The following is a 25,400-nucleotide window of genomic DNA, read 5'->3' as shown; positions in this document are numbered from 1 at the left end:
GGAGCGGGGCGTTCGCACCTCGATTACACCGAGTTTATCAGATGTTTACCGGTGACTGACAGGATCAGACTCCGACTGGGAGTCTGATCCATGACGTTTGCCTTCTCGATGGACGAGCCGCGCCGCTACGAACGGGACGCCGTGGAAAGCCCCGTGCAGATCTGGGGCGGCACCCTCCCGCCATCGCCGGCCGTGCTCATCAACATTTCGCCGAGCGGCTGCATGATCCGCTGCGATCAACTGGTGTCGATCGGCGAAAGCCTCACCATCGATGTGCCGCAGATCGGTATGTTGCGGGGGCGCGCGATCTGGGCGAATAGTGCGCGCCTCGGTGTCGAATTCGAGTCAGCGATCGCGGACAAGGAGTATGACATCATGCTCCTGCGGCTGAAGGGCCCCGATCATCCCGGCCGCTGACCCTCACGCCAACCGCGCCGGAGCCTGAACGATGGGCGACGAAGCGTGGAGCCGGGCTGTCCGATCCGAGCTGAGTCACAGCCGGCGCCGCGTCGTTTCACGCGATGCCATCTCCTTCCAGACCCATGTATCGCGGCCGCGCGGCGCGGACCCCATCGAGGTCGAGCTGATCGACTTTTCGGTCTGGGGATTTCAGGCCCGCTGCGGTTTCGCACGCTTCGAACGCGGCGAACCGGTCGCCCTTCGCTTGCCGCTCATCACCACGCAGGACGCGCAAATCCGCTGGAGCCTGCGGGGATGCTTTGGCGCGCAATTCCTCCAGCCTATCGATGCGCGGGCCTATCTCGATATTCTGGCATGCATCACCCGGCCCCACACCGAGGGCTGACGCTCAGCCGCTGGCGAGCAGACTGATCGCCGCATCGCGCTCGAACAGATAAAGGCACAGCCGCGCGGCCTGTCCGCGCGGGGAGGCCAGCCCGCCATCGCGGTCCATGAGCAGACGGGCATCGTCATGTGCGGCATCCAGCAGCGATTGGATCTGTTCCGGGCTGGCCAGCCGAAAGCGCTGCTCGCCGGATTGGCGCGTGCCGAGGATTTCGCCAGCCCCGCGCAATTTCAGATCTTCCTCTGCGATGCGGAAGCCGTCGTTGGTCTCGCGCATCAGGGCGAGACGCGAGCGCGCTGTTTCGGACAAATTACTCCCGTGCAGCAACATGCAGAAGCTGCGCTGATCGCCCCGCCCCACGCGCCCGCGCAACTGGTGCAATTGCGCGAGGCCGAAGCGCTCCGCCGCTTCCACGATCATCAGCGTGGCATTGGGCACGTCCACGCCGACCTCGATCACCGTCGTCGCGACCAGCAGCTTGAGCTGCCCGCGCGAGAAGGCCTCCATCACCGCGTCCTTCTCCGGACCGGGCATCTGCCCGTGGACCATGCCGACGACATCCGCCCCGAACCGCGCCTTGAGCAGCGCGGCGCGCGCTTCCGCCGCTGCCTCGTCGCCATCCTCGCTCTGCTCCACCAGCGGGCACACCCAATAGGCCTGACGCCCCGCCGCAATATGGCGGCCAAGCGCGGACACGATATCCTCCAGCCGGTCATCGCCGATCACCCGCGTGTCGATGCTCTGGCGGCCGGGCGGCATCTCATCCAGCCGCGAGACATCCATATCGCCATATTGCGCGAGGCAGAGCGTGCGGGGAATGGGCGTGGCGGTCATCACCAGCAGATGCGGCGTCAGTTCCGCCTTGGCCGTCAGCATCAGCCGCTGCGACACGCCGAAGCGATGCTGCTCGTCAATGACCGCGAGGCCGAGGTTGCGATAGGTCACGGCCTCCTGAAAGATCGCATGGGTGCCCACGAGGATATGGATGCTGCCATCCGCCAGCCCCATCAACGTCGACTCGCGCGCCTTGCCCTTGTCCCGCCCGGTCAGGATCGCAACGTTCACCGGCAGGCCGGCCAGCATCGTCTGAAGACTGGCGAAATGCTGGCGTGCGAGAATTTCCGTCGGCGCCAGAAACGTCGCCTGCGCGCCGGCTTCCACCGCATTGAGCAGGGCCATCAGCGCCACCAGCGTCTTGCCCGAGCCGACATCGCCCTGCAGCAGCCGGAGCATCGGCACCGCCTGCGCCATGTCCCCCTCGATCTCGGCGGAGGCACGGCGCTGGGCGCCGGTCGGCGCGAACGGGAGGCGCAAGGCGTTGCGCAGGTGCCCGTCCCCGGCCAGCGGAAACCCACGCCGGCGGCGGGTCGAGGCGCGCAGCAGCATCAGTGCAAGCTGGCTTGCGAACACCTCGTCATAGGCCAGCCGCTCCCGCGCGGCCTTGGCGCCCGGCGTCTCATGCGTGGCCTTGAGCGCCTCCAGCCAGCTTGGCCAGCCCTTGTGGGCGCGCAGCCCCGGCTCGATCCACTCATCGAGCGCCGGTCCGCGCTCGACCGATTGCGCGACAAGATCGCGCAGCCGGCCATTGGTGATGCCGTCCGAAAGCCCATAGACCGGCTCGCAATCGGCAACCTGCCCCGCCTCTTCCACCGGCACCACATGATCGGGGTGGACGATCTGCAAGTCGTCCCCGAACTGATCGAGCCGACCGGAGACGAAACGGGGCTCGCCGAGCGGGAAGAGCTTGCGCGGCCATCCGCTGTTCTTGCCGAAATAGACGATGCTTACCGGATCGCCGGCCATATCCACGGCGCGGATGCGGAAGGGCGCGCGTGCCGTGCCGGACGCGCGATACTCCTGCGCCGTCAGCACCAGCGCGACCATCCGCCCCGTCTCGGCTTCCGCGAGCCGCCGGACGCGCTGCCGCTCGATCCAGCTCACCGGCAAATGGAAGGCAAGGTCGACCACGCGCGTAAGGCCCAGGCGCTCCAGCGGCTTGGCCGAAGCGCTCCCCACGCCCTTGAGCGCCGTGCTTTCCGTGAACAGCGGATTGAGAATATCGGGCCGCATCGCTATCTGCCCTAGTCGAAGCTGGAGGGCCGGAAAAGTGCCCGCCGGCCAATCATGATAAATCGCGCACCCGAGCGCCGCGCGAAAAGGACCGGACATGATCGACGAGACCCGCCTGCGCCGCCTCAAATTCCGCGCCTGGCACCGGGGCACGAAGGAAGCGGATCTCATGATCGGCGGCTTCTTTGATGCCCACGCCGCCAGCTTCACGCAGGAACAAGCCGATCTGTTCGAGGCGCTGCTCGAGGAAGAGGATGTCGACATCATGGCCTGGGCCATCGGCACTCTTCCCTGCCCCGCGCGTTACGAAGGCGCGATGATGGAAGCGATGCGCAGGCTTGATTATGTTCCGATTGCGAAGTGAGATTTCTCTCATGCCCCGCCACCTCCGTTCGGTTCGAGCGTAGTCGAGAACCCGCAGGATAATACCGCCCCTATAGTGCTACCCGTGTCTCGAGTTCAGCCTCTGGCTGAAGTTTATCCTGAGCGCCCGCCCTGCGGGCAGTCGAAGGGCTCGACACGAACGGAAGGCAGAGTCGAACACACTAATGACCGACATTTCCCGCATCCTCTCGGCCACGGCGCCGCTCACCCTGTCCGGCGTGCCTGCGGGGTTCCTTCCGGTTCTGCTGGCGGACCTCGCCCGCGCGGCGAAGGAGCGCGCCTGCTTCATCGCCGCAGACGGCCAGATGGCCGATGCGATTGCGCAGACCGTCCGCTATTTCGCGCCCGAGCTGGAGGTGGTGAGCATTCCCGCCTGGGACTGCCTGCCTTACGACCGCGCCTCCCCTTCATTGCGCGCCGCGTCCGAGCGGCTGGCGGGCCTGCACGCCCTGCAGGGCACGCCTAAAGGGCCGCAGTTGGTCATCACCACCGTCAATGCGATCACGCAAAAGACGCTCACGCCCTTTCGCATCCGCCAGATGGTCGCGCGCCTGGCTCCGAACGAGCGGATCGCCATCGACCGGCTGGTCAGCCTGCTCCAGTCCAACGGCTATGTCCGCACGGATACCGTGCATGACGCCGGCGAATATGCCGTGCGCGGCGGCATCGTCGATCTCTATCCCTCGGGCGAACCCGGCCCGCTGAGGCTCGACTTCTTCGGCGACGAGATCGAGACGCTGCGTCGGTTCGATCCCGCGACGCAGCGCACCACCGGTGCGGTCGATGGCTTCATGCTCCTGCCCGCCTCCGAGGCGCTGCTCGATGAGGAGAGCATCAAGCGCTTCCGCAGCCGCTACCGCGAGATGTTCGGCGCGACCGCCACCGGCGATCCGCTGTATCAGGCGGTGAGCGACGGGCGGCGTCTAGCCGGCATGGAGCATTGGCTGCCGCTGTTCGAGGACCGGCTCGTCCCGCTCGCCGAACATCTGCCGGAGGGGACGCTGTGGATCCGCGAGGGCGGCACCGCTGGCGCGGCCGAAGCCCGCTTCGAGGCGATCCGTGACTATCACGCCAACCGCACGACCGCCGCAGCCGCCTCGCCGGGCAGCTATCGCCCGCTGGCGCCGGATCAGCTCTATCTGACTGCCGATCAATGGGCGCAAAGTATCGAGGCGCTGCCGATCCACCTCACCTCCAGCTTCCACGAGCCCGAGAGCGCCCATGTGCTCGATTTCGGCGTGGACAGCGCCCGCGACTTCGCGCCGGAGCGGGCGCAGGGCGGCAATGTCTATGAGGCAGTGGCCAAGCATCTGGAACAAAGCCAGCGCAAGGGCCGCAAACGCATCATCGCCAGCTATTCCATCGGCGCGCGCGAGCGGCTGAAGGGCTTGCTGGAAGATCATAAAGTGCGCGGCGTCATGCTGGTGGATAGCTGGCAAGAGGCGCTTGGCGCGCCCGCAGGCCGCGTCGCGCTGGCCGTGCTGCCGCTCGATCACGGCTTTGCCAATGCCGAACTGGAGGTGCTGACCGAGCAGGACATGCTCGGCGATCGTCTGGTGCGGCGTCAGAAGCGGCGCAAGAGCGCGGACGCTTTCCTTGCCGAGCTTGCTACCCTCACGCCGGGCGATCTCGTCGTCCATGTCGATCATGGCATCGGGCGCTATGAGGGCCTGACCTCGATCCCGGTCGGCAAATCGCCGCATGATTGCGTGGCGCTGGCTTATGCCGGCGGCGACAAGCTCTACGTGCCGGTCGAGAATCTCGACGTGCTCTCGCGCTACGGTTCGGGCGAGGATGCGGTCGCGCTGGACAAGCTCGGCGGCGAGGCCTGGCAACGCCGCAAGGCGCGGATGAAGGAGCGCATCCGGGAAATCGCCGGAGAGCTGCTCGCCACCGCCGCCCGGCGCGCCTTGCGTGCCGCCCCTGCTTATGAGGTGGAGAGCGCCGGCTACCCCGCCTTTGTCGACCGCTTCCCCTATGAGGAAACCGAGGATCAGGACCGCGCGATCAGCGATGTGCTGGACGATCTGGCCGCCGGCAAGCCGATGGACCGGCTGGTTTGCGGCGATGTCGGCTTCGGCAAGACGGAGGTCGCGCTGCGCGCCGCGTTCGTCGCCGCAATGGCCGGGGCGCAGGTTGCGCTGATCTGCCCGACCACCCTGCTCGCGCGCCAGCATCACCTCAATTTCGAGGAGCGGTTCCGCGGCTTCCCGCTCAAGGTCGGGCGCCTCTCGCGCCTTGTCGGCACCACCGAGACCAAAGCGACCAAGGATGGCCTGGCCGACGGCACCATCGACATCGTGATCGGCACGCACGCGCTGCTGACCAAGGGGCTCGAGTTCAAGCGGCTCGGGCTGGTGATCGTGGATGAAGAGCAGCGCTTTGGCGTGGTCCACAAGGAGCGCCTCAAGCAGCTCAAGGCGGACGTCCACGTCCTCACCCTCACCGCAACGCCGATCCCGCGCACCCTGCAAATGGCGATGAGCGGATTGCGCGAGCTGTCCGTCATCCAGACGCCGCCGGTGGATCGCCTCGCCGTGCGCACCTATGTCATGCCGTGGGATGACGTGGTGCTGCGCGAGGCGCTGCTGCGCGAGCATTATCGCGGCGGGCAGACCTATTTCGTCGTGCCGCGCATCTCGGACATGCCGGACATGGAGGATTTCCTCCGCGAAAAGGTGCCCGAAGTGCGCGCCATTTCCGCGCATGGTCAGATGTCGGCCAGCGAGGTCGAGGAGCGCATGTCCGCCTTCTACGAGCGCAAATATGATGTGCTGCTCTCGACGACCATCGTCGAATCCGGTCTCGATATCCCTAGCGCCAACACCATCATCATCCATCGCGCCGATCGCTTCGGCCTCGCGCAGCTCTACCAGCTGCGCGGCCGCGTGGGTCGATCCAAGACGCGCGCCTATGCCTATATGACGACCCCTGCCGATCGGCTGACGACGGAGACGGCCGAAAAGCGGCTCAAAGTCCTGTCCGATCTCGATACGCTGGGCGCCGGCTTCCAGCTTGCGAGCCATGATCTCGACATTCGCGGTGCGGGCAATCTCGTCGGTGACGAGCAGAGCGGCCACATCAAGGAGGTTGGCTTCGAGCTTTACCAGTCGATGCTGGAAGAGGCGATCATGGAAGCCAAGGCCGGCGGTGCCGCGCTCGCCCCGGCACCGGACAAGTCCTCGCCGCAGATCAATGTCGAGGCGCCGATCATGATCCCGGAGGATTATGTGCCGGATCTCGACCTGCGCATGGGCCTCTATCGCCGCATCAACGAGCTGGAGGACAAGGGCGCCATCGAGGCCTTCGCCGCCGAGCTGATCGACCGCTTCGGCCCGCTACCGGACCCTACCCAGAATCTGTTGACCCTAATCGACGTGAAGCTCAATTGCCGCAAGGCCGGCATCGCCAAGATCGACATCGGCCCGCGCGGCGCGCTGGTGAGCTTCCAGAACGACCAGTGCCGCAATCTTCCGGGCCTGATCGGCTACGTCCAGAAACTGGGCGCCATCGCAAAGCTGCGGCCCGACAGCAAGCTGGTCATCCAGCGCGCCTGGGGCGACCCCAAGGCACGGTTGAATGGGGCGCTTAAGTTGAGCCAGGGGTTGGCTAAGAGTATTGGTTGAGGGGGGGATCACCGTGACAGCGCGCGATGTGGTATGTGTTGGCACGACGCCGTAGGGTCGAAGCAGAGAACCCGGATTGTCAGCTTTCCTCGACACTGAGGAGCCATCATGGCTGCTGTCGATAAAAGCTCCCCGCCTGCGAACAAGCTGTGGAAACCGGCCTTCTTACCTGTACCGCTCGTGCTGAGTAGGGTCTGAGGAGCGCCGCAGGCGCGTATCGAAGAGCCGTATCGAAGCATCCCAGTGCACGGGCCGGTCCTTCGATACGCCGCTTCGACAAGCTCAGCAGCTACTCAGGACGAACGGAGGGAATTCCGACCATGGCGTCGCGCCTGATCAGTCCGTGTTCAACACCAACGTCGGACCACAGCCGTAGCCGCTTTGAAGCGGTGACGAAGGATCGGTGAACGACATGTTCTAGCGTGGGAAGCGGCCGCTCAAGCCGGAGCGCGTTTGTCGAAGAATGAACAAGGCTCAGGGATTTTAATAAGTGGGCTGAAATCAACCTTCCAAAGATCAAGTTCGTACAGATCCCCGTCTTGGTCCAGAATCAACCCAACCCTAACTTGCATCCCATCTTCGTCGTAAAAGCCGCAAGAGCCAGCCTCGCCTCCATATGTGCGTTCGAGCTTTTGCGATACAAATGACAGGCTTCCCATCCCGCCATCATCCATCTCCTCAACGAGAAGCTCAGGCGGTAGGGCGTTACTGCACTCGTTCACCTCCCAAAGGTAGGCAACCAAGGCCCGCTCTTCAGGCTTAAGAGGGCGAGGTGCAGAGTGCATTTAACGTCAAATAAGGGATTCAATATTGACTGCAATGACATGGTATCTGGACAGACAGGTTTTAAGATTGCCGATGATAGCTGACGTTCTTGCCACCAACCCACTTCACGGCCGCCCCTGGAAGCGTCCCGCCCGAACCGTCCTACTCAATCCATTGCCCATGCGTCCGGTGCCAGTCCTCCAGCCCCTCGTCAGGATAGGTATCGAAGCACTGTTCATCCGGCCCGATCTGCGGCCTGACCCAGTTCGCCTTTGATCCGAGCATCATGTGCACGAGCGACGGCGCCTTGGGCAAATCGCTGTCGATCGCGGAAGCGAAAGGGTGGAGCAGCTCGGGATACTCCGGGCTGAACACCCAGAGCGCGCTCGCACAGGCCGGGCAGAAGTGCCGCTCGCCGGTACTGACGCGGCATCCGCCCTCGCCCCCACCGCCGCCGTCGTCGAGCGTGGCGTGATAGACGGCGGTCTCGCCTTCCACCTTGAGCGTGCGCTTGTCGGCGTGGAGATTGATGGCATAGCCGCCACCGCCGGCGGTCTTGCGGCAGATCGAGCAATAGCAACGCAGAAATGGCACCGGCGCGTGGCTGTCGACGGAAAAGCGCACGGCGCCGCATCGACAGGAACCTTCGAGCTTGAGGGGCATGGCACAGTCCTCCCTTGTGATCGTCTCTCAAGCTGAACCGCTGCCCTCCCCGCCGGTTCCCTCAGCGTCCATCGCGCGCTTCCCCTTGCGGCCACTTAATCCTTGATCTGCGCGCGCATCCTCCGCATGGCGAGCGCGCCCGGTGCCCGGCCCATGTCCGGTGGCCGCGTGCCCTGGCAGGAGATGTCCGCCCGTGATCGTTCGCAACCGCCTTGGCTTGCTCGAAGTGCTGTTCGCCTATCGCGGCACGATCATGCCGCATATCCAGCATCGGCTGGCAGGCATCGCCGTGGCCAGCGTGGCGGCCATTCTGGCAGCGCGCGCCTGGCCAGGGCTATTCGCGCAGATCAGCGGCATTCCATTCGCCCTGATCGGCCTGTCGCTCTCCATCTTCATGAGTTTCCGCAACAGTGCCTGTTATGATCGCTGGTGGGAGGGCCGCAAGCAATGGGGCGCGCTGATCATCGCGAGCCGCTCCTTCGCGCGGCTCACTTCCTCGCTGCCTGAGGAGGAACGCACCCCGCTGCTCCGCGGCATCTGCGGCTTCACCAACGGCCTCGCCGCCCGCCTGCGGCAGCACGACGAGGCTGCCGCGATCGGCCGGTGGGTGAACGATGGACCGTGGCGCACCTCCCCGAACCCGACCGACACCGTGCTCTACGAGATGGGCGCGCACTGCCTGCGCCTGTCCGCGGATGAAAAGATCAACCCGATCCACCACTCGCTCATCGAAGGCCAACTCAAGGCGCTCAGCGATGTGCAGGCGGCCTGTGAGCGGATCGCCAGCACGCCGGTGCCGTTCACCTATTCGCTCATCCTCCACCGCACGACCTACGTCTTCTGCTTGTTGCTGCCCTTCGCCCTGGCGGGCTCGCTGGGCTGGTGGGCCCTCATTCCGGTGCTGGTGGCGAGCTATACCTTCTTCGGGCTGGACGCCTTGGGCGATCAGCTGGAAGACCCGTTCGGCTATGATCCCAACGATTTGCCGCTCGATGCGATGACGCGGACGGTGGAACGCGAAATGCTCGCCCGCCTCGGCGCGACCGACCTCCCCGCACCCATCGCGCCCGATCAGCACATCCTGACCTGATTGCTTGCTAGCGCGAGGCTGGAGCGCACCGAAACCTGAGATATTTGGCCGATCCGTGTTGACGTGGCTCGATTCGTTTCCTAAACGTTCTCCGTCCGTTCCATATTGGGGAACCACTCATGTTGACCGCCAAGCAACAGCAACTGCTCAGCTACATCAAGCAGCATCTCGATCAGGGTGGCGTCTCGCCCAGTTTCGAGGAGATGAAGGAGGCGCTGGACCTCAAATCGAAGTCCGGCATCCATCGGCTGATCAGCGCGCTGGAAGAGCGCGGCTTCATCCGCAGGCTGCCCAATCGTGCGCGGGCGCTCGAAATCCTCAAACTGCCCGATGGTATGCCCGTGGCGGAGCGGACGGAAGAGCCGGCGGCGGCCACCAACGTGACCCCGCTGCGCAAGGCGCCCACCCCGCCGGCGCGGACGATCCCCATCGCCGCCAATGACGTGATCGAAATTCCGCTGCATGGGCGCATCGCTGCCGGTCTTCCCATCGAGGCGATGGAGAGCGACACCATGTTGCCGGTCCCGGCCGCGTTGCTGGGCGCCGGCGATCATTACGCTCTGGAAGTCTCCGGTGACTCGATGATCGAAGCGGGGATTTTCGACGGTGACTTCGCGCTGATCCAGCGGACCGAGACGGCGCGGGATGGCCAGATCGTCGTGGCCCTCATCGACGAGAATGAAGCGACGCTCAAATATTTCCATCATGAGGGCCGCAAGGTGCGGCTCGATCCTGCCAATCGCGACCATGAGCCGCAAACCTATGAGGCGCGGCAGGTGCGCATTCAGGGCCGGCTCGCGGGGCTATTGCGGCGTTATAACTGAGGCGGGCTATATGGGACGCCGGCTCTAGCGCGAGCCGGTGCCCGCTATCCAGGGATGGCGACTGCGCGGGTCGTGGCCCGGCACGATCTCCCGGCTGTCGAGCAGGATCAGTGCGCCGCCCATAGCGCTCAGCGCTGGCCGATCCAGCTTTGCCCAGCGCGGCACACATCCGGGCGGCAGGCGTCGGTCGGCGATCACAAGATCAGCCTGTGCGCAGGCGGCCACCAGCTCGGGATAGGGAACAAGCAGGCGCGAGCGACTGATCAGCAGGTGGACCGGCGGCTGACCGGCACGGCCCGGCAATGTCATCGCGCACATGTCCCGCGTGCATCGGGTGTCCGGCGCCTGCGCGAGGGACGCAAACTCGCCGTCATAAGCGCTCGCCTCGGCCAAAGTCGTCCGAACATAGTCCCCGCTCCGGTCCCGCAACAGCGCCATGCGCCCGTCGCCCAGGCGCACCGCCACATGATGGCCGTCGGCGGTGACGAGCACGTCGGCGGACGGTGCCAGAAATATCAGGAAAAAGCCGACCGCCGCCAGAGGCAGGCCCCACCAACGCAGCGCCGTGTGCCAGAGCATCAGCCACAAGAGGCCGATCATGGCGAGCGCAAAGGCCAGTCCACTGGAGACGGGCAGCGACAGCGTGGCAAAGGGCTGACTGGCGACAGTATGCGCGATCCACAGCAGGGACTTGAGCGCCACACCGACCACCCACCAGACCGGCGCCCCCAGCCCCACAGCGTCGAGCACCAGCGCGAGCACCTCAGCCGGCATCACCACGAAACTGGTCAGCGGAATGGCAATCATATTGGCCGCAGCGCCAAGCAGGCCCGAGCGATGAAAATGAGCGAAGGCAATCGGCGTCAGCACCAGCTCCACCAGCAAACCTGTCGCCAGCAAGGCGCCGAGGCTGCGGGTCCAGCGCTTTATCCGCCCCTCATCACGTCGCTCGAACAGCCGCCGTGCGGGGGGATATTCGTAAAGCGCCACGATTGCGGTCACGGCAACGAAGCTCATCTGGAAGCTGGGGCCGATGACAGCCTCCGGCCAGAAGATCATTACGATCAGCGCGCCGGTCGCGATCAAGCGCAGCCCGATGGCCTCACGCCCCAGGGCCATGCCCGCGATCACCAGCAGAGCGGCAATGCACGAGCGGATCGTCGGCACCTGCGCCCCGGTGAACACAGTGTATCCGATGCCCGCCGCGCCACCCACGCAGGCGGCGATCATCAGCACCGGCCAGCGCAGCGCAAAGGTCGGCGACAGCGCAAGCAGACTGACCATGATGAGAATCACGCCGCCGATCAGCGCGGAGACGTGCAAGCCACTGATCGAGAGCAGATGGGCGAGCCCGCTGCGCCGCATCGCGTCCGCATCCGCCTCACTGATCCAGTTCTGATTGCCCGTGGCGAGCGTGATCGCGATCGTCCCTTCCGGCCCCGGCAACCGGGCGGCGATGTGATGGGCGAGAGTCGCGCGCGCATCCCCGCCAGCGGTTGCCGCATCGAGGCGCTGCACTTTGCCGAGTGCCCGCCCGGTAGCGCCGAGGCCGGAAAAATAGGCCGTCCGCGCAAAATCATAAGCGCCCGGCAGGGCAGCCGGTGCAGGCGGCATTAGCCGCGCTCGGACGGCAATGCGGTCCCCTGCGGCAATCTCCTCTGCCATCTGATCGGGCGCCGCGTTGATGCGGACCCGCGCCGGCAGATCGGGCCGCGACAGCGGCGCGACCTCCAGCCGCACCAGTCCCCGCGCGGCCAAAGGCGTCACCGAGAGGACGCGCGCTTCCGTCTCCACCACGGCAGCGCGCGCGAGCGGTGGCTCCGCCACGAGCAGCGCTTTGGCCCAGATCAGCAGACAGCCCGCCGCCAGCAGCACCGCGCCAACGGCGAGCGCAGCAGGCAATCGCCCTCCGCGCCCCACGGCGCCAAAGGCGGCGGCGGCGCCCAGCCAGAAGGCGATCCACGCCATCCACTGCGGCGGCGCAGGCAGGGTGAACCAGGCGATAATCCCGGCGCCCAGCAGGATCGGCACCCACAGTGGCAGTTGCGCCCGCTCGGCCTCCAGCACCGATTCCGCTCGCGCATGAAGCCGTCCCAACCAGACACTGCTGCGGCGCAACAACGGTATTTGTCGAGCCGGAAAAGGCGTGCTAGGGGCATTCTCGTTCACTAGGAAACCCACCCGCGACATAAGGGAAAAGCAGGCATAGCGTGGCAGAAGGACGGAAACAAACAGGCACGGTCGTCACCCGCTTTGCCCCCTCGCCTACGGGATATCTCCACATTGGCGGCGCACGCACGGCGCTGTTCAACTATCTTTTCGCCCGTCACCACGGCGGCAAGTTCCTACTGCGCGTCGAGGATACCGACCGCGCCCGCTCGACCGAATCCGCGATCGAGGCGATCTTCGACGGCTTGAGCTGGCTGGGCCTTGCAGGCGATGACGAACCGGTCTTCCAGTTCGCGCGTGCGGCACGCCATGCCGAGGTCGCCAACGCCCTGCTCGACGCCGGCCATGCCTATAAATGCTTCGCGACTCCCGAAGAGCTGGCAGCCCTGCGCGAGCAGCAACGCGCCGCGCGTCAGCCGATGCGCTACGACGGGCGCTGGCGCGACCGCGATCCCTCCGAAGGCGGCGATGCCCCCTATGTCATTCGCCTGAAGGCGGCCCGCGAGGGCGAAACCGTCATCGAAGATGCCGTGCAGGGCCGCGTGGTCGTGCAGAATGCCGAGCTGGACGACATGATCCTGCTCCGCTCGGACGGCACGCCCACCTATATGCTGGCCGTCGTCGTGGACGATCATGACATGGGCGTCACTCATGTGATCCGTGGCGATGACCATCTCAACAACGCCTTCCGCCAGCTCGGCATCATCCGCGCGATGGGCTGGCCCGAGCCGGTCTATGCGCATATCCCGCTGATTCACGGGCAGGATGGCGCCAAGCTCTCCAAGCGGCATGGCGCCATGGGCGTCGATGCCTATCGTGACGAGCTGGGCATGCTGCCCGAGGCGGTGAACAACTATCTGCTGCGACTCGGCTGGGGCCATGGCGATGATGAGATCATCAGCCGCGAGCAGGCCGTCGAATGGTTCGATCTGCCGGGCGTGGGTCGCTCGCCGTCGCGGTTCGACCTCAAGAAGCTCGAAAATCTGAACGGCCATTACATTCGCGAGGCCGATGACGGTCGCCTCGCTCTGCTCGTCGCCGAGCGGATGGATCCGCTGGACGACGATGCCGCGGCCCAGGCCCGGCTGCACCAGCTTGCGGCGATCATGCCCGCGCTCAAGCCCCGCGCCAAGACGCTGCTGGAGCTGACCGACGGCGCCGCGTTCCTGTTTGCCAAACGGCCGCTCGCGGTCGAGGAGGCTGCCGCCAAGCTGCTCGACGAGAATGCACGAGTGCTGCTCGGCACCGTGGTCGAACAGCTGCGGGCGCTGCCCGACTGGTCGCTTGAGTCGCTTGAGGCGGCCATCCGCGCGATCGCGGAAGAGGCAGGCCTTGGCCTTGGAAAGATTGCACAGCCACTGCGCGTTGCTTTAACGGGACGGACGACGTCGCCCGGTATCTTCGACGTGCTACTCCATCTTGGTCGGGACGAAACCTTGGGCCGCCTGCAGGATCAGGCCGGACTCCTTCAGGCTTCCGGGTCCGGACCACAAATTTGAGCAATAAGGGGTGAAGGAATGAGCGACAGCACAGTCAAAATGACCGTCGAGGGCAAGGATCTCGAATGTAAGGTCGTCGAAGGTTCCGTCGGCCCCAAGGTCATCGACATTCGCAAGCTCTATGCCCAGACGGGCATGTTCACATATGATCCCGGCTTCACCTCAACGGCGAGCTGCGATTCGGCACTGACCTATATCGATGGTGATGAGGGCGTGCTCCTTCACCGCGGCTATCCCATCGATCAGCTCGCCGAGCAGTCGAGCTTCATGGAAGTAGCCTATCTGCTGCTGCGCGGCTCGCTCCCCTCCAAGGACGAGTTTGAGCTGTTCGAGCGGACGATCACGCGCCACACGATGGTGCACGAGCAGCTCTCCACCTTCTTCCGTGGCTTCCGCCGCGATGCGCACCCCATGGCGATCATGTGCGGCGTGGTCGGCGCGCTGTCGGCCTTCTACCACGACTCCACGGACATCACCGATCCGCACCAGCGGATGATCGCGAGCCACCGTCTCATCGCCAAGATGCCGACGCTCGCGGCCATGGCCTACAAATATTCGGTCGGTCAGCCTTTCGTCTATCCGAGCAATGACCTGAGCTACACCGGCAACTTCCTGCGCATGACCTTCTCGGTGCCAGCCGAGGAGTATGTGGTCGATCCTGTGGTCGAAGCGGCGATGGACAAGATCTTCATCCTGCATGCCGATCACGAGCAGAACGCCTCCACCTCGACCGTGCGCCTCGCCGGTTCCTCGGGCGCCAATCCGTTTGCGTGCATCGCGGCGGGCATCGCCTGCCTATGGGGCCCGGCGCATGGCGGCGCCAACGAAGCGGCGCTCAACATGCTCCGCGAGATCGGCACCGTGGATCGCATCCCGTCCTACATCGCCCGCGCCAAGAACAAGGACGATCCGTTCCGCCTGATGGGCTTCGGCCACCGGGTGTACAAGAATTACGACCCCCGCGCTAAGGTGATGCAGGCGACCGCCAAGGAAGTGCTGGACAAGCTGGGCGTCAGCGACCCCATCTTCGACGTCGCCCGCGAGCTGGAGCAGATCGCGCTGCACGACGAATATTTCATCGAGAAGAAGCTCTACCCGAATGTGGACTTCTACTCGGGCGTGATCCTGTCGGCGATCGGCTTCCCGACGGACATGTTCACGGTGCTCTTCGCCCTCGCCCGCACCGTCGGCTGGGTCGCGCAGTGGAACGAGATGATCTCGGACCCAGAGCAGAAAATCGGCCGTCCCCGTCAGCTCTACACCGGCCCGACGCAGCGCGATTATGTCCCGATGGACAAACGCTGAGCCTCAGCTGGCTTATTCATGGATTAGAAAAAGGGGCGCCCGAAGCGCCCCTTTTTTCTTGCCGATCAAATTAGAAAACCAAGCCGCGCAGCAATGGGCGCGGAAGCTCAGGCCGCTTTGCGGGTCTTGGCGAGCTTCTTGAGCAGCATGTCCCGCTTGAGCCGCGACAAATGGTCGATAAAGAGAATGCCTTCGAGATGGTCCATCTCGTGCTGCAGGCAGGTCGCGAGCAGCCCTTCCAGCTCTTCCTCATGAATCCGCCCCTGCCGATCCATCCAGCTGGCGCGGATGCGCGCTGGCCGCTCGACCTCGGCATATTGGTCCGGCACGGAGAGGCAGCCCTCATTATAGACCGAGCTTTCTGGAGACCCGTCGAGAATCTGCGGATTGATGAACACCAGCGGATTCTTGACCGGCGGCGCGTCCTCCGCGTCGGACTCGGGCTCCTGCAGATCGATCACCAGCACCCGCTTGGGCACGCCGACCTGGATGGCCGCCAGCCCGATGCCCGGCGCATCATACATCGTGTCGAACATGTCATCGATCAGCGTCTGCAAATCATCGTCGATCGCCTCGACGGGCGTCGAAATCGTCCGCAGAATCGGGTCCGGGGTCTCAAGGATCGGTCTAATGGCCATGCTGTCCAGATATGAAAGCCAAGGCGCGAGATCAAGCCGTTGTTAACGCTTTGTTCCGATCAGGCTGATCGAACGCGACACGATCTGCCTGCACCACCGCCGCTCAACCGATGGGCCGCCGAGCCCGCAGCGCCTGCGCCAGCGTGCCCTCATCCAGATAATCGAGTTCGCCCCCTACGGGCACGCCATGGGCCAGTTGGGTGAGCCGCACCGGGTAGGCCTCCAGCCGCTCCGCGATGTAATGGGCGGTCGTTTGCCCTTCCAGCGTGGCGTTCATCGCCAGCACGACTTCATCGATGCCGCCATCGGCGACGCGTTGGACAAGGCTGGCGATCGACAGGTCTTCGGGCCGCACACCATCCAGCGCGGAGAGCCGGCCACCCAGCACGTGGAACCGCCCAGGAAACAGGCGCGACTTTTCCAGCGCCCACAGGTCCGCCACATCCTCCACCACGCACAAAGCGCGGGCATCGCGGCGGGGGTCGGCGCAGATGGCGCACGGGTCGATGGTGTCGACATTGCCGCAGACCGAACAATGCACCATCCGCTCGCTCACGCTTTCCAGCGCGCGCAGCAGCGGAACCATCGCCGCATCGCGTCGCTGCAGGAGGTGCAGCACCGCCCGTCGCGCCGAACGGGGGCCAAGGCCGGGCAGCCGGGCAAGCGCCTGCGTGAGCGCGTCGATCTCTGGCGAGGACATGACTGCCAAATAAGGGCTTGCGCTGCGATGATACAAGCGTTTCAGAGGGCCGCATGAAAGAGCCTTTGCGGATCGTCTTCATGGGAACGCCGGATTTCGCGGTGCCGACGCTCGATGCGCTGATCGAGGCCGGTCATTCCGTGGTGGCGGTGTATACGCAGCCACCACGGCCGGCGGGTCGGGGCAAGGCGCCTCGCCCGAGCCCCGTGCAAGCCAGAGCGGAGGCGCTGGGCCTGCCGGTGCGAACGCCCCTCTCCCTGAATGACCCGGCGGAACAGGACGTCTTCGATGCTTTCGAGGCGGACGTCGCCGTGGTCGCCGCCTACGGGCTGATCCTGCCGATCCCGGTCCTCCATGCCCCGCGGCTCGGCAGCCTCAACGTCCACGCCTCTTTGCTCCCGCGCTGGCGCGGCGCGGCACCGATCCAGCGTGCCATCCTCGCCGGCGATGAGCGCACTGGCGTCACAATCATGGCGATGGCCAAGGGTCTCGACACCGGGCCGATGCTGGCAAAGGTCAGCACGCCCGTAGACGGCAAGACCGCCGGCGCGCTGACCGAGGAGCTGGCGCATGCCGGCGCCGCGTTGATGGTCCAGGTGCTCGATCAGATCGGGGCCTATCCGCCGATCGTCCAACCCGAGGATGGGGTGACCTATGCGGCCAAGATCGACAAGGCGGAGAGCCACCTCCATTTCACTGCCGGGCCGGTAGCGGCCGAACGGCAGGTTCGCGCCTTCAATCCCGCCCCCGCTGCCTGGTTCGCGCACAAGGGCGAGCGCTACAAGGTTCTGGCTGCCTCAGTCGATTGTCAGCCCGGCCCCGCAGGAACCGTGCTCGACGCGGGCCTGCTGATCGGGTGCGGCGAGCAGGGCTCGCTGCGCCCCACCCTCATCCAGCGCGCCGGCAAGGGCGCCATGGCCACCGCCGATCTGCTGCGTGGCACTGCCATTCCGGCCGGCACCCTCTTGGAATGACCCGCTTCGCTTTCACGGTCGAATATGACGGGCGACCCTATATGGGCTGGCAGCGCCAGGCCCATGGCCCGAGCGTGCAGCAATGCATCGAGGAAGCGCTGGGCCGCATCGCCGGCGGCGCGCCGATCGTCCATTGCGCCGGGCGCACCGACGCGGGCGTTCATGCCCTCGGCATGCGGGCGCATGTCGATCTGGACAAGGCGATCACGCCTTTTCGCCTGATGGAAGCGCTCAATGCCCATCTGCGGCCCGAGCCGATCGCCATTCTGACCTGCGAAATCGTGCCGGAGGATTGGCACGCCCGCTTCTCCTGCGTCGCGCGCGCCTATGAGTATCGCATCCTTAACCGCCGCGCGCCGCTCACCTTCGAGCGCGGGCTTGTCTGGCGTGTGCCGCAGGTGCTGGACACCGAGCGGATGCACGAGGCCGCACAGGCGCTGGTCGGCCGACATGATTTCACCACCTTCCGCTCCGCGCAATGTCAGGCGGACAGCCCCCACCGCACCCTCGCCCGGCTCGATGTCGTGCGCGTCGGCGAGCGCATCACCGTCCACGCCAAGGCCCGCAGCTTCCTTCATCATCAAGTCCGCTCGATGGTGGGCTGCCTTGCCTTGGTCGGCACGGGCACATGGTCGCCCGATGACCTCAAGGCGGCGCTGGACGCGCGCAATCGCGCGGCGCTGGGGCACAACGCCCCGCCGGACGGCCTTTATTTCATCTCGGCGGACTATCCCCTAACCGCCTGACAACACATTGTTAAAGCTCCCGGGCGCAGATTGGACGCTCAGATGGACATGCGAGCGGTGTCGCGAGGCAGGCTAAGACATGGAATTGGGGTATCTTCAGGCTGAACATATGGCGCTGCTCGAGCTGTGCCAGCAAGTCACGAGCCCGGCGGCGCAGCGATCCGGCGCGGAGGTTGGCGAACTGATCGCGCTGCGCAGCAAGTTGAACCGCATCTTGATCCGCCATCTCGCCAAGGAGGACAAGCACGTCTATCCGGCCCTGCGCGCCAGCGGCAACGGCAGGATCGCCACGCTCGCCTCGCAATATCATGCGGAGACCGGCCATCTGGGGGATCTATGGGCCGATCTGATGAAGGCGTGGCCGGACTGTCGGATTTTCCAGGAACCCGAGGCCTTTCGCGCCGCCCTCAGGCCCGCGCTGAAGGCTCTGGTCGATCGCATCCAGCGGGAAGAGCAGATGCTCTATCCGGCCTATCTGGAGTCGCAGGATCTGAGTGGCATTGTGATTGAGCCTGACCAGGCATCAGCCGCCTGACGCGTATCAATCCGCTTCGACCAGCAACTCAGCTGCCGGAGCATGACCGAGGAAGGCCGCCGGACTGGCGCTCGCGCCATAAGCGCCGGCCATGAACAGCGCGACGAGATCGCCGACCGCGACAGGCGGGAGCATCACGGCATCGCCGAGCCGATCCAGCGGCGTGCAGAGGCAACCGACCACATGGATCGGCTCGCTCGCCGGCGGCTCATCGAAGCGGTTGGCCAGCGCAATCGGGTAATTGCGGCGGACCACGGTGCCGAAATTGCCGCTGGCCGCGAGCTGATGATGCAGGCCGCCATCCACCACGGCGAAAGTCTCTCCGCGGCTTTGCTTCACGTCGATCACGCGGCTGAGGTAAATGCCGGCTTCCGCCACCAGAAAGCGCCCCAGTTCAAGCGCGAACCGGCTCTCGCGCAGGATCGCGGGGCGGTCGGCCAGCAGACGGTTCAACCCGTCGCCGATGATGGAGATGTCGAGCGGCGCATCACCGGCGAAATAGGGCACCCCGAAGCCACCGCCGAGATTGACCAGCGGCGGGCTTAGCCCCACCTCCTCCGACAAGCGCGCGACAAGCTTCATGGTGGCCGACTGGGCCGCAACGATGGCCTGCACATCCAGCGATTGCGACCCCGCAAAGACATGCCAACCGCGCCATTCCGCTCCTGCGGCGATCAGGTGGCGGGTCAGTGCGGCCGCACGATCGGCATCCACGCCGAAGGGCCGCGCGCCGCCGCCCATCCGCATGCCCGAGCCTTTCAGCTCGAAATCGGGATTGACGCGCACCGCGAGCCGGGGCCGGACATTGGCGCGTGCAGCCAGCGCGAGTGCGCGCTCAGCCTCGCCTTCCGACTCCAGGTTGATCGTCACGCCCGCCGCAAGGGCGTCGTCCAGTTCCCGGTCGGTCTTGCCCGGTCCGGCAAAGCTGATCCGGCTGCCGTCCACCCCGGCTGCCCGCGCCATTTCCAGTTCTCCGGCGGAGGCAATGTCGAACCCGTCCACCAGCTCCCCCATGAGTGCGAGAAGCGGCGCGAAGGGATTGGCCTTCATCGCATAATGGAGATCGACCCCAGCCGGCATGGCCGCCCGCAGGGCCGCTACGCACTGGCGGAGCTTGCCGGCGTCATAGAGAAAGGCCGGCGTTTCCCCGATCTGATCGATCAGCGCGGCCACGCCCTGTCCGCCGACCAGCAGCATGCCGCCGTCGCTCTCATAACCGGGCGGGATCGGGCCCATCGGCTTGGGCTTGAGGGACGTCATGCCAAGCCCTCCCCGGCCAGCGCGGCAAGCGCCACGCGGTCGATCTTGCCATTGGGGTTACGCGGCATCTGTGCCAAAATCCTGATCTCCGCCGGTTGCATGAAATTGGGCAGCGTCTGCCGCAACTGCGCGGACAGACGCTCGCCAAGCGAGTCGCGATCGGTCTCGCATAATGCCGCTTCCGCCCGCACGAACAGCACGATGACTTGGCCGAGGCGCTCATCCGCGCGACCGAGCGCACAGGCTTCCGCCACGCCCGCGACGGCCACCGCTGCCTCCTCGACCTCGCTGGGACTGATGCGATTGCCGGCGCTCTTGATCATCGCGTCGTCCCGGCCGACGAAGCGCAGCAATCCCTCGCCATCGCGCACCACGGTGTCGCCGGACCACACCGCCATGCCACCATAGGTAGACGCTGCCGGCGCCGGCCTGAATCGCTCTGCCGTCCGTGCTGCATCCTGCCAATAGCCTTGCGCCACCAGCGGGCCGCTATGAACCAGTTCACCGGGTTCATCATCGTCCGTCAAAGTGCCATCTGCCCGCACGACGAGCACTTCCGCGTCCGGTATCGCCTGGCCGATGCTGTCGGGGTGCCGATCCAGCAGGTCGGGAAGGAGATAGGTGGAGCGAAACGCCTCGGTCAGCCCATACATGGCGAACACGTCCACACCGGGGAACGTCTCGCGCAAGCGGGCGATCAACGGACGGGTGAGCGCGCCGCCGCTGTTGGTGAGCCGACGCAAGGCAGCGCGTGCCTCTGGCGGCCACTCAATCTCGGTCAATTGCACCCAGAGAGGCGGGACGCCGGCCAGTGTCGTGATCGCGTGCCGGGCAGCGACCTTCGCGACTTCCCGCGGGAGCAGATAATCGAGCGGCACCACGCATCCGCCGGCCCACCATGTCGAGAGCAGTTGGTTCTGCCCGTAGTCAAAGCTGAGCGGCAGGAGCGCGAGAGTACGGTCCGTCGCGTCGAGGCCGAGGTAGCCGGCCACCGACCGGGCGCCAATCATCAGATTGGCGTGGCTGAGCATCACGCCCTTGGGCCTCCCGGTCGATCCCGATGTATAGAGAATCTCGGCCAGATCGTCGGGGCGTCCCGTGCCGGGCGGCAACGTCGCGGCGTCCGCATCTTCAATCACACCGAGCAGCGCGGCCTCTTCCACGCGCGCCGCAGTGTCGGCCATATCACCTGGCTCCAGCGTCCCTAGCCGCGCGGGCTGCGAGATCAGCATCGCCGCGCCACTATCCCGCACGATATGGGCAACCTGCGCCCGCTTGAGCAGCGGATTGATCGGCACATAGACATGCCCGGCCCGCACCACGGCCAGAGGCAGCAATGCCGCCAGAAGGCCCTTGGGCAGCCACGCCGCCACCCGACTGCCGGCGGTCGCGCCTGCCCCGTCGAGACGCGCGGCGAGCAGGTGCGCGAGCCGCCCCACCAACTGCTCCATCGTCGCATAATCGATCGCGCCGAACTGGCCCGCCAGAGCAATGGCGGTCGGATCGCCCTGCTGTGTCAGATGGTCGAGGGGCGGTAGCATCCTCCGCCCATATCATGTTCTTTCACGGCATGAATAGGCGCGCGCATTGCGAACGTGGATCGGCCGCAACAGTCTGACAAGATCGGCCCGGCCCCGCATCGCCATGCTTTCCAAAATGATATCGACCCGTTAGGGGCCCGGTGATGCAGACCAGTCAGGATCGAGAGGGCAATGGCGCCTCCAACCGCGCGGCCAGCGACGCGTTGCGCGCATCGCTCGTGGATGTGCTCGGGCTCGCCCCTCAGCGTGTCGATCTGTTCGACGCCGACACGGGTCTGTTCGGGTCGCTGCCCGAACTGGATTCCATGGCTGTCGCCACCTTGCTGACCGATCTTGAGGATCGGCTCGATATCGTCATCGATGATGATGATGTGGATATGGACAGCTTCGAGACGTTCGGCAGTCTGGCCGCCATGCTGAGCCGCAAACTGGACAGCCGCGCCGCCTGACAGGCGTATTCCTCCGTATCCGCTTTCGCACGTAGCGCTGCAGCGCGTCATCGGTTTGCATCAAATGCAATTGCTCCGCCGCTTTTTGCGTTTGTGAGCCATGGTGCAGCGCAGCACTATGGCCACGGAAGAACATGGGATGCCGAGCAAGGCTCTTTTGCAACTGACAAAGGAGACTGTTCGTGAAAAATGCTTTTTTTGCTGCCGCACTGCTTTCGTTTGCCGTCGTCACACCCGGCCACGCGAAAGAGGCTGAGAAGACCTTCACGCATGAAGGCGTCAGCTACACCTACACCGTCACTGAACTCGGCGACAGCCGCCGGGTGATCGAGGGCCGCGCAACGCCCGGCTCGACCTTCCGTCTCACCGTCGCCAAGGGCCGCGTGATCGGCAGCGCCAACGGGATGCCGGTTTCCTTCCGCGTGAAGGATGCGATCCTGCTCAATGAGACGCCGCTGACCAAGGTTGCCTCGCGCTAATCGCGCCACGTGACCCGTCTGGGCTCGCGCTCAGGCTCAAGATAAAGGAAAGCCGGGCAGACCTTCGCGATCGCCCGGCTTTTCACATTCTAGTTCACCGTGATGCCGCGATCAGGCCGGGACATGCTCGCGCTGGGATTCAAAATCGGCTTCCGCGAGGAACCGCTCGGCATCCAGCGCCGCCATGCAGCCCATGCCGGCCGCCGTCACCGCCTGGCGGTAGATCTTGTCGGTGACGTCGCCAGCCGCGAACACGCCGGGAATGCTGGTGCGGCTCGTACCCTTCTCAACAACCAGATAGCCTTCATCGAGCGGCAGCTTGCCCTCGAACAGTTCAGTCGCCGGCTTGTGCCCGATGGCGACGAACGCGCCGTCCGTCTCGATATGGCTCTTCTCGCCCGTCTCGGTATCGACCAGATCGACGCCGACCAGACCTTCCGGATCGCCACCGCCGACAAAACGCTCGACGGCCTTGTTCCACACGACCTTGATGTTGGGGTGGGCGAACAGGCGATCCTGCAGGATCTTCTCCGCGCGCAGACTGTCGCGGCGGTGGATCAGCGTCACATCATGGCTATGATTGGTGAGGTACAGCGCTTCTTCGACTGCGGTGTTGCCGCCGCCGATCACCACCACCTTCTTGCCGCGATAGAAAAAGCCATCGCACGTGGCGCAGGCCGAGACGCCCTTGCCCTGCAGCAGATGCTCGCTCTCCAGCCCCAGCCACTTGGCCTGCGCGCCGGTCGCGATGACCAACGTGTCGCCATAATATTCGGTGCCGCCGTCGCCGGTCAGCTTGAAGGGGCGCTTGCTGAGGTCGACGTCGACGATCTGGTCATACATCATCTGCGTACCGACATGCTCGGCCTGTGCCTGCATCTCTTCCATCAGCCACGGGCCCTGAATGACCTCACGGAAGCCGGGATAATTCTCGACATCGGTGGTGATGGTCAGCTGACCGCCCGGCTGCATTCCCTGCACCACGATCGGCGCCATGCCGGCGCGCGCGGCATAGATGGCGGCTGAAAGACCGGCCGGCCCGGAACCGAGAATGATCATGCGCGAGCTGTGCGTGGCGGTCATGGGTCGATGTCTTCCTTCGCGGAGAGATAGGTCAGATCGTCGCTGGCACTGCCTAGCGAACGTCATTCGCATTTAGGGTTTGTGGCGCGGAACTCAATGCTCGGCGGACGAGGTTGGCCTTCAAATCGCCCCTCCTCTGAAGAGGAGGGGCTCAGATTAGGCACTACGATCCCGCGCCGATCATCGAGGGCAGCGAATCGAAGCCGGACTTCAGTACCTCGCCCCATTGCCGGGAAATGGTTGAGAATTCCGGGTCGTCCGCTTCGATCCGGCGACGGACGCTGAACTCATATTGATCGCGCGGGATGATGCTCAGATCGAGCGGCATCCCCACCGACAGGTTGGAGCGCAGCGTCGAATCCATGGAGACACACACCGCCTTGGCGGCGTCGGAGAGCGACGTGGTCGGCTTGATCATCCGGTCAAGGATCGGCTTGCCATATTTGTGCTCGCCGATCTGGAAGAAGGGCGTGTCCGCCGTCGCTTCGATGAAATTGCCTTGCGAGTAGACCAGGTACAGGCGGGGCTTGCCGCCCTTGCGCTGCCCGCACAGCAGGATGCTGGCACTCAGTGAGGGGCTGGTGCCGCTCATCCCCTCGCGCATTTCCTTCTGAACCGCCTTCATCGCCTCGCCGACCAGATGGGCGGCGCGGTGCATGGTGGCGCAGTTCAGCAGGGTCTCGACCTCGGGATTGTCGACCGCGTCCTTCATGGCGCGGGAGAGCTTGGTGCGCACTTCCTGCGTGACTGAGAGGCTTCCAGAACACAGCAGCGCAATCGCCCGCTCGCCAGGGCGCTCATAAGTGAAGGTCTTGCGGAACATGCCGATATTGTCGAGCCCGGCATTGGTCCGCGTGTCAGAGAGCATCACCAGGCCGGCCTCGACCCGCAATGCCACGCAATACGTCATTTTATGCCCCTTTTTCATGCCCGCACCGAGCCGCCCGCCCGACTCACTGTTGCGTCTGGGATTGTGCGGTATCCTCAGATGGCAGACTGGCAATCTGCACGTCGTGCGACAATGCGGTTTCGCCCCCTGCGATCATCACGCCCCGAATCGGCGCGGCATCTGCGGCATCAAGGCCACAGCACAGGCGCACATGCCCCTCTACCGGGCAGAGGCCCAGGGTAATATCGAACCCGATCCAGCCCAGCCCCTCTACCCAGGCTTCCGCCCAGGCATGGGGCTCATGGTCGCTATCCGGCCGCTCGTCGTCCCGCAGATAGCCGACCACATAGCGGGCCGGAAACAACAGGCTTCGCGCTGCCGCAATGAAGACATGCGCCTGATCCTGGCAAACGCCCGATTTCTGAGCAAAGGCCTGCGCGGCCGTGGTTTCCATGCTCGTGCTGCCGGATCGATATTCGATCTCCTCGTGCACCAGATCGGAGAGGGCGTGCAGGCTGGCGAGCACGCCCTCCTCCCGTCGCGCGCGATGGGCCAGATCGGCAATCGCCGCGTCGATCTCGGTCAGCGGCGTCGCGCGCAGGAACAGCTGGGGCCGCACTGCCCCATCGGCCGGCTTGAGCACACCGGCGCAGTCGACGGTCCGCACTGTCCCTTCTGACAGGATCGTGACGCTGCCGACGCGACCGGGCGCGCGCCACACGGCCTCCGCATCGCCATAACCGTTGATGATCCAGCGTTCGATGGGCTGGCCGTTCGCCGTAACCGTCCATTGCTCCACGGTTTGCGCATTGCTGGTCGCCGGCAGCAGGCGCAGGCGCATGACCACGCCCCCAGCCTCCTCCTCATACCGATAGACAGTCTCGTGACGGATCGTGATCCGCATGG

At 65.2% G+C, this 25,400-nt stretch carries 24 protein-coding genes; 13 read left to right on the top strand and 11 right to left on the bottom strand.

The window, feature by feature from the left end; translation table 11 throughout:
* Positions 1–90 precede the first annotated feature (90 nt).
* Entirely contained in the window at positions 91–417 is a 327-nt protein-coding gene (locus M2343_RS03525; protein ID WP_181559932.1) for a PilZ domain-containing protein, read from the top strand.
* Between the two features lie 31 nt (positions 418–448).
* Complete coding sequence (locus tag M2343_RS03520; protein WP_264575620.1) at positions 449–805, top strand: hypothetical protein; 357 nt, start codon at positions 449–451, stop codon at positions 803–805.
* Positions 806–808: 3 nt separating this feature from the next.
* Here the strand turns inward: M2343_RS03520 and recG are convergent, their stop codons facing one another.
* Positions 809–2,875, bottom strand: coding sequence for an ATP-dependent DNA helicase RecG (gene recG, locus M2343_RS03515; RefSeq protein WP_264575619.1), 2,067 nt, complete (start codon positions 2,873–2,875; stop codon positions 809–811).
* A gap of 97 nt (positions 2,876–2,972) precedes the next feature.
* Here recG and M2343_RS03510 point away from each other — a divergent pair, with 97 nt between their 5' ends.
* Together M2343_RS03510 and mfd are read left to right on the top strand one after the other, a co-directional pair.
* Positions 2,973–3,239, top strand: a complete 267-nt coding sequence (locus M2343_RS03510; RefSeq protein WP_264570630.1) for a succinate dehydrogenase assembly factor 2 — start codon at positions 2,973–2,975, stop codon at positions 3,237–3,239.
* Positions 3,240–3,423: 184 nt separating this feature from the next.
* Positions 3,424–6,885, top strand: a complete 3,462-nt coding sequence (gene mfd / locus M2343_RS03505) for a transcription-repair coupling factor (RefSeq protein WP_264575618.1) — start codon at positions 3,424–3,426, stop codon at positions 6,883–6,885.
* Positions 6,886–7,322: 437 nt separating this feature from the next.
* Here mfd and M2343_RS03500 read toward each other — a convergent pair whose 3' ends face one another.
* Together M2343_RS03500 and M2343_RS03495 are read right to left on the bottom strand one after the other, a co-directional pair.
* Positions 7,323–7,670, bottom strand: a complete 348-nt coding sequence (locus M2343_RS03500; protein ID WP_413716002.1) for a DUF6984 family protein — start codon at positions 7,668–7,670, stop codon at positions 7,323–7,325.
* 142 nt (positions 7,671–7,812) lie between these two features.
* Positions 7,813–8,313, bottom strand: a complete 501-nt coding sequence (locus tag M2343_RS03495) for a GFA family protein (protein ID WP_264575616.1) — start codon at positions 8,311–8,313, stop codon at positions 7,813–7,815.
* A 193-nt stretch (positions 8,314–8,506) separates the two neighbouring features.
* On the opposite strand from M2343_RS03495, the gene M2343_RS03490 reads away from it, so the two are divergent.
* A complete protein-coding gene (locus M2343_RS03490) occupies positions 8,507–9,403 on the top strand; it encodes a bestrophin family protein (RefSeq protein ID WP_264575615.1) in 897 nt (298 codons plus the stop codon).
* A gap of 119 nt (positions 9,404–9,522) precedes the next feature.
* A complete protein-coding gene (gene lexA / locus M2343_RS03485; protein ID WP_264575614.1) occupies positions 9,523–10,227 on the top strand; it encodes a transcriptional repressor LexA in 705 nt (234 codons plus the stop codon).
* 24 nt (positions 10,228–10,251) lie between these two features.
* Here lexA and M2343_RS03480 read toward each other — a convergent pair whose 3' ends face one another.
* Positions 10,252–12,324 carry a ComEC/Rec2 family competence protein gene (locus M2343_RS03480; protein WP_264575613.1) on the bottom strand — a complete coding sequence of 691 codons (2,073 nt, stop codon included), beginning with the start codon at positions 12,322–12,324 and terminating at the stop codon, positions 10,252–10,254.
* 113 nt (positions 12,325–12,437) lie between these two features.
* Here M2343_RS03480 and gltX point away from each other — a divergent pair, with 113 nt between their 5' ends.
* Both gltX and M2343_RS03470 read left to right on the top strand, forming a co-directional pair.
* Positions 12,438–13,895 (top strand): glutamate--tRNA ligase, encoded by a 1,458-nt coding sequence (gltX, locus tag M2343_RS03475; RefSeq protein WP_264575612.1) that lies wholly within the window; start codon positions 12,438–12,440, stop codon positions 13,893–13,895.
* Positions 13,896–13,913: 18 nt separating this feature from the next.
* The gene (locus M2343_RS03470) at positions 13,914–15,200 is read left to right on the top strand and encodes a citrate synthase (RefSeq protein ID WP_264570636.1); all 1,287 of its coding nucleotides are present in this window, start codon (positions 13,914–13,916) and stop codon (positions 15,198–15,200) included.
* A gap of 107 nt (positions 15,201–15,307) precedes the next feature.
* Here M2343_RS03470 and def read toward each other — a convergent pair whose 3' ends face one another.
* Both def and recR read right to left on the bottom strand, forming a co-directional pair.
* Entirely contained in the window at positions 15,308–15,838 is a 531-nt protein-coding gene (gene def, locus M2343_RS03465; RefSeq protein ID WP_181559944.1) for a peptide deformylase, read from the bottom strand.
* A gap of 103 nt (positions 15,839–15,941) precedes the next feature.
* Positions 15,942–16,538, bottom strand: coding sequence for a recombination mediator RecR (gene recR, locus M2343_RS03460; RefSeq protein ID WP_264575611.1), 597 nt, complete (start codon positions 16,536–16,538; stop codon positions 15,942–15,944).
* 65 nt (positions 16,539–16,603) lie between these two features.
* Here recR and fmt point away from each other — a divergent pair, with 65 nt between their 5' ends.
* The 3 genes from fmt (at position 16,604) to M2343_RS03445 (ending at position 18,793) form a co-directional block, all read left to right on the top strand.
* Positions 16,604–17,512 carry a methionyl-tRNA formyltransferase gene (gene fmt, locus M2343_RS03455; RefSeq protein WP_264577483.1) on the top strand — a complete coding sequence of 303 codons (909 nt, stop codon included), beginning with the start codon at positions 16,604–16,606 and terminating at the stop codon, positions 17,510–17,512.
* Positions 17,509–18,258 carry a tRNA pseudouridine(38-40) synthase TruA gene (truA, locus tag M2343_RS03450; RefSeq protein WP_264575610.1) on the top strand — a complete coding sequence of 250 codons (750 nt, stop codon included), beginning with the start codon at positions 17,509–17,511 and terminating at the stop codon, positions 18,256–18,258. The genes fmt and truA overlap by 4 nt, the downstream gene beginning before the upstream one ends.
* Before the next feature lie 79 nt (positions 18,259–18,337).
* Positions 18,338–18,793, top strand: coding sequence for a hemerythrin domain-containing protein (locus M2343_RS03445; protein ID WP_264575609.1), 456 nt, complete (start codon positions 18,338–18,340; stop codon positions 18,791–18,793).
* 6 nt (positions 18,794–18,799) lie between these two features.
* On the opposite strand, the gene M2343_RS03440 is transcribed toward M2343_RS03445, so the two are convergent.
* Together M2343_RS03440 and M2343_RS03435 are read right to left on the bottom strand one after the other, a co-directional pair.
* Positions 18,800–20,053, bottom strand: a complete 1,254-nt coding sequence (locus M2343_RS03440) for a pyridoxal-dependent decarboxylase, exosortase A system-associated (protein WP_264575608.1) — start codon at positions 20,051–20,053, stop codon at positions 18,800–18,802.
* The gene (locus M2343_RS03435) at positions 20,050–21,594 is read right to left on the bottom strand and encodes an AMP-binding protein (RefSeq protein WP_264575607.1); all 1,545 of its coding nucleotides are present in this window, start codon (positions 21,592–21,594) and stop codon (positions 20,050–20,052) included. The genes M2343_RS03440 and M2343_RS03435 overlap by 4 nt, the downstream gene beginning before the upstream one ends.
* 143 nt (positions 21,595–21,737) lie before the next feature.
* On the opposite strand from M2343_RS03435, the gene M2343_RS03430 reads away from it, so the two are divergent.
* Both M2343_RS03430 and M2343_RS03425 read left to right on the top strand, forming a co-directional pair.
* Positions 21,738–22,043, top strand: a complete 306-nt coding sequence (locus M2343_RS03430) for a phosphopantetheine-binding protein (protein ID WP_264575606.1) — start codon at positions 21,738–21,740, stop codon at positions 22,041–22,043.
* A gap of 182 nt (positions 22,044–22,225) precedes the next feature.
* Positions 22,226–22,522, top strand: a complete 297-nt coding sequence (locus M2343_RS03425) for a hypothetical protein (protein WP_264575605.1) — start codon at positions 22,226–22,228, stop codon at positions 22,520–22,522.
* 111 nt (positions 22,523–22,633) lie between these two features.
* On the opposite strand, the gene trxB is transcribed toward M2343_RS03425, so the two are convergent.
* From trxB to M2343_RS03410, 3 genes are all read right to left on the bottom strand, one after another.
* Positions 22,634–23,605, bottom strand: coding sequence for a thioredoxin-disulfide reductase (gene trxB / locus M2343_RS03420; RefSeq protein ID WP_264575604.1), 972 nt, complete (start codon positions 23,603–23,605; stop codon positions 22,634–22,636).
* Between the two features lie 163 nt (positions 23,606–23,768).
* Positions 23,769–24,515 (bottom strand): peptidase, encoded by a 747-nt coding sequence (locus tag M2343_RS03415; protein WP_181559951.1) that lies wholly within the window; start codon positions 24,513–24,515, stop codon positions 23,769–23,771.
* Positions 24,516–24,558: 43 nt separating this feature from the next.
* A complete protein-coding gene (locus tag M2343_RS03410) occupies positions 24,559–25,398 on the bottom strand; it encodes a transglutaminase family protein (RefSeq protein ID WP_264575603.1) in 840 nt (279 codons plus the stop codon).
* Between the last annotated feature and the right edge of the window lie 2 nt (positions 25,399–25,400).

This window comes from Sphingobium sp. B8D3B (assembly GCF_025961875.1).
In the GTDB taxonomy this organism is placed as follows: Bacteria; Pseudomonadota; Alphaproteobacteria; order Sphingomonadales; family Sphingomonadaceae; genus Sphingobium.
Note: the sequence above shows the minus strand (reverse complement) of the source record. Positions and strands in the feature narration are given on the sequence as shown.